The organism is Streptomyces sp. NPDC002536, assembly GCF_053594995.1.
The window spans coordinates 1-4,266 of sequence record NZ_JBSFWU010000209.1; the positions used below are offsets into that span (position 1 = coordinate 1).

A 4,266-nucleotide genomic window follows, 5' to 3' on the forward strand; every position below is an offset into this window, starting at 1 on the left:
GCCGCGGTGCGGCAGGCCATGGAGGACACGCGCAACCGCCACCACGCCTGGATCCGGGAGCACGGGACGGACCTGCCGGAGGTCGCCGACTGGACCTGGGACAGCTGAACTACCGTACGGCCGCCCAGAATCCGCACCGGTGCTGTGCAGCCACGTCCGCCTCCCGGACGTGGCCCGGCACGAACTGCATCTGCCCGGTGCCCCGGACCGTCCCGGCATCCCATGTCGGCGCCCCTGCATGGTTCGGGTTGCCGGTGCGGGCGAACGTGCTCCAGTACCCGACCATCGTCGCCGCCATCGCCTGCTGCGCCTTCGTCCTCATCAGGTAGTGGCCGCCGAGGTCGAACAGCGACGGCAGGTCGGTGGCGTGCGCGGCTCCCTGGGGCAGCCCCGGCACGTCGGTCCTGTTGACGTCGGGGGCGTCGGGGTCGGCGAACTCGTACGGGTACACGGTGGTGTGTGCGGCCAGCTCCCGGTCGGCGGCCGCCGTCTGGCACGCCCACGACGCGTCGGTGACGACGGTGGCCCATGCCAGCGGCGCCGACCCGTACCGCGACAGCGGATACCCGGCCGCCACCCGGTCCGCGGCGGCCCCGAAGGCGGTGCGCAGCAGGGCCGGATAGGTCGTGGCGGTGATCAGCGTCGGGTCGGCCCGCACGGCGCCGCCCACGTACGAGCGCGCCTCGTCCCGGTTGCCCCCGGAGATCACCGGGACGTGGACGAAGTGTCCCTTCCGCAGTGCCGTCGCCGGGTTCAGCGGCAACTCCGGGGTGCCATAGGCCAGATGGTCGGAGAAGTCCGCGGTGTGCGGCAGCAGGTCGGCGGCCGACTTGGCCCGCATGCAGGCCAGTACGTCCGTGCGGCATCCGCTGCTGCGGGCGGCTGCGACACCGTCCGCCCGGTCCTGCGACAGCGAGGTGTACGGCGTCTCCTCCGGCACACCCGGGAACACTCCGCCGGCCGGCCAGTCCAGCAGGCACGACCCGGACGAGACGATCGCCTTGTCGACCAGGCCCCGCGCCTGCGGCGAGGTCAGCAGCGCGCAGGCCGACATGCCGCCCGCCGACTCGCCGAAGACGGTGATGCTGTGCGGATCGCCGCCGAACGCGGTGGCGTTGCGCTTGGCCCACCGCAGGCCGGCGATCTGGTCCTCCAGCCCGAAGTTGCCGGATCCGGGCAGGCCGGGCAGGCCGAAGTAACCGAAGATGCCGAGCCGGTAGTTGAGCGTCACCACGATGACGTTGCCCTGGTCCGCGAGCCGGTCGGCGCCGTAGTCGCTGCCGGCGCCGCCGGTGTAGCCGCCGCCGTGCCACCACACCATGACGGGCAGCCTGGCACCCGGCGCCTGCCGGCGCGGTGTGGTGACGTTGACGAACAGACAGTCCTCGTCCGTCGAAGCGGGCTGCCCCGGCCCGGCGGCCGTCTGCGCACACCGGTTGCCGGGCCGGGTGGCCTCCCGGACGCCGGGCCACGAGGTCGCGGGCTGCGGCGCCGCCCACCGCAGCGCGCCGACGGGCGGTTTCGCGTAGGGCACGCCGAAGAAGCGCCGGGTGGTCGCGGTCGCGTCGCCGTGCAGTTGCCCGGTGTCCACGCGCACGATGAGCGGCGCGGCCGGGGCTGCGGCCGCCTGGGCGCCGACCGAGGCGGGCAGTGCGACCAGTGCCGCGGCGAAGGCGGCGACGAGCGTGCGTAACTTCACGACTCCCCCTTTGTTGCTCCTGCGGTGGTTGCGGCATCGAAGGTGGCCCGCAGTTCGGACGCGTACGGCTCGACGGACCCGCCGCCCGCGATGTGCGCCAATGCCCCGTCCAGCGCGCCGCGGACGGTCGCGCACATGATGTCGACGTCGAACTCCCGGAACTGGCCCTGCGCTTGACCGGCACGCATGACGGCCGCCAGATCGGCCATTTCCCGGGTGTGCCGGTCGTGACGCGGCCGGGGCACGCCGTCCTTGTCCGAGTAGATCTCGGTCAGGGCGGTCATCCGGACGGGGTGGGCGGCGTACAACTCGACGCTGCCGCCGATGAAGGCCAGCAGCATGTCGCGCGGAGTCCTCGCCTCCCGCATCCGGGGCAGCAGGAACTCGGCGCCGGTGTCGTACACCGACTGCACCACCTGCTCGATCAGCTCAGCCCGGTCGCGGAAGTGATAGGTGAACACACCACGGCTGACCCCGGCACGCTCGGCGATACGCACCGTCGACGCCCGCGCCAGCCCCACCTCGGCAATCAACTCGGTAGCACACTGCACCAGTTGCGCACGGCGGGCGGCCTGGATGAACGATTCGTCCCCGCTCCCCCGAGCGGTTCGAACAGCCATGTAGGAAATTTAGCAGGCCTGTTCAAGAACCTGTTCAAGAATGAGGCCATGGATGACATAGCGATCCGCCCTGTCCGGCCAGGTGAGTTGGCTGCCGTCGCCGAGCTGCGCTGGCGCTGGGTGCAAGAGATGCACGGAACGCCCGAGACCGCGCTGGAGGAGTTCGTGCCACGGTTCACGGCCTGGGCCAGGGAGAACGAGTCCTCGCACCGGTGCATGGTGCTGCTCCGCGGCGAGGAGGTCATCGGCATGGCGTGGCTGGCGACCACCCGACGCGTCCCGCATCCGCGTACGTTCGAGCGGGCCTCGGGTGACGTGCAGTGCGTGTACGTGGTGCCGGACGCACGCGACCGCGGCCTGGGCGGGGAGCTGATCGAGGCGGTCCTGTCGTGGGCGCGCGATCTGGGCCTGGAACGGGTGACGGTGCACTCCAGCGACCGGGCGGTTGCGGCGTACTCCCGTCACGGGTTCGAGGTCTCGCCCCGGCTCCTCCAGTGCGGGACGGAGCCGGGCCGCGCGGAGTGATTCCTCGGCGGGGACGCCCAGGGCCTGGCGGGAAGCGCCGTTACGTGGTGTGCTGGAAGTGACGGGAAGGCCCCTGTGAGAGACGCGGGGAAGCGGAGAAAGACCGTGCACCGCGCAATCAGGATCCGCGAGAAGTGGATGGGCCTTCCCGTCCAGGCCTGCCTCCCGGAGGTGCACGCGACATGGCCGCGGATGCCGGGCCGGCGGCCCGACCCGGCCTGCTGACGTTCCTGGGCGGTGTCGGCACCGTCACGGGGAGCAAGTTCATGATCGAGACCGATCATGTGCGGCTCATGGTGGACTGCGGGCTCTTCCAGGGCCTGGCGGACCTGCGCCGGCTGAACTGGCGCCGCCTCCCCGCGGAGGCCGCCGACATCCACGCCGTCGTGCTCACCCACGCCCACGTCGACCACTGCGGCTACCTCCCCCGGCTGGTGCGCCAGGGCTTCCGCGGCGACGTCCACTGCACCCCGTACACGGCCCGGCTCGCCGAGATCGTGCTGCGCGACAGCGCCCGGCTGCAGCAGGAGCAGGCCGAGCACAGCAACCGCCACGGCCACTCCAAGCACCGCCCCGCCGAGCCCCTCTACGAGGAGGCCGACGTCGACCGAGCCATGCAGCTGTTCCGGCCGCTGCCGGCCGGAAAGGACGCCGACATCGCCCGGGACACCCGGCTGCGGCTGCACCACGCCGGGCACATCCTCGGCTCGGCCTGGGTCCACCTCACGCTGGAGGACGGGCACACGCTGGCCTGCAGCGGCGACCTCGGCAGGCCCGTCCACCCGCTGCTGCGCCCGCCGGACCCCTTCACCGGCGCCGACGTCCTGCTGCTCGAGTCCACCTACGGCAACCGGCAGCACGACACGGACACCAGCCGCACGGTCTTCGCCGACGCCCTGCACCGCACGCTCCGGCGCGGCGGGCTGGTGGTGATCCCGTCCTTCGCGGTGGACCGCACCGAGGTGGTCCTCAACGAGCTGGCCCGGCTGCGCAGCACCGGGCAGCTGCCGCCGGACGTGCCCATCCACGTGGACAGCCCCATGGCGCTCGCGGCGCTGCGCGTCTACGAGGAGGCGCTGACCCGGCAGGCGCCCGGCATCCGCCCGGAGGTACTGGCGGCCGGGGCCTCGGTCCTGGACCCGGCGCCGTTCTCGGCCGCCCGCTCGGCGGCCGAGTCGATCGAGATCAACGCCGTCCGGGAGCCCTGCGTCATCGTCTCCGCCTCCGGCATGGCCACCGGCGGCCGCATCCTGCACCACCTGCGGCGCCTGCTGCCGGGCTCCCGCAACACCGTGATCGTCGTGGGGTTCGCCGCCCGCGGCACCCGGGCCCGGGACCTGGTCGACGGCGCGCGGACGCTCAAGATGTTCGGCGAGTACGTACCGGTGCGCGCCGAGGTGGTCAACGTGCCGGGCTTCTCCG

5 protein-coding genes are annotated in these 4,266 nt (G+C 72.6%); 3 read left to right on the forward strand and 2 right to left on the reverse strand.

Translation table 11 applies throughout. The features are described from left to right. On the forward strand, positions 1 to 108 hold a 108-nt coding region (locus ACWD4B_RS35205), incomplete at its 5' end, for a phosphoketolase family protein (protein WP_451424594.1). A 1-nt stretch (position 109) separates the two neighbouring features. Here ACWD4B_RS35205 and ACWD4B_RS35210 read toward each other — a convergent pair. Continuing rightward, positions 110 to 1,699, reverse strand: coding sequence for a carboxylesterase/lipase family protein (locus ACWD4B_RS35210; RefSeq protein ID WP_451424590.1), 1,590 nt, complete (start codon positions 1,697 to 1,699; stop codon positions 110 to 112). Beyond that, the gene (locus ACWD4B_RS35215; RefSeq protein WP_451424591.1) at positions 1,696 to 2,319 is read right to left on the reverse strand and encodes a TetR/AcrR family transcriptional regulator; all 624 of its coding nucleotides are present in this window, start codon (positions 2,317 to 2,319) and stop codon (positions 1,696 to 1,698) included. The genes ACWD4B_RS35210 and ACWD4B_RS35215 overlap by 4 nt, the downstream gene beginning before the upstream one ends. A 48-nt stretch (positions 2,320 to 2,367) precedes the next feature. Here ACWD4B_RS35215 and ACWD4B_RS35220 point away from each other — a divergent pair, with 48 nt between their 5' ends. Next, complete coding sequence (locus ACWD4B_RS35220; RefSeq protein ID WP_451424592.1) at positions 2,368 to 2,844, forward strand: N-acetyltransferase family protein; 477 nt, start codon at positions 2,368 to 2,370, stop codon at positions 2,842 to 2,844. A 182-nt stretch (positions 2,845 to 3,026) separates the two neighbouring features. Beyond that, positions 3,027 to 4,266 (forward strand): MBL fold metallo-hydrolase (locus ACWD4B_RS35225; protein ID WP_451424593.1); only part of this gene is annotated, 1,240 nt, incomplete at its 3' end.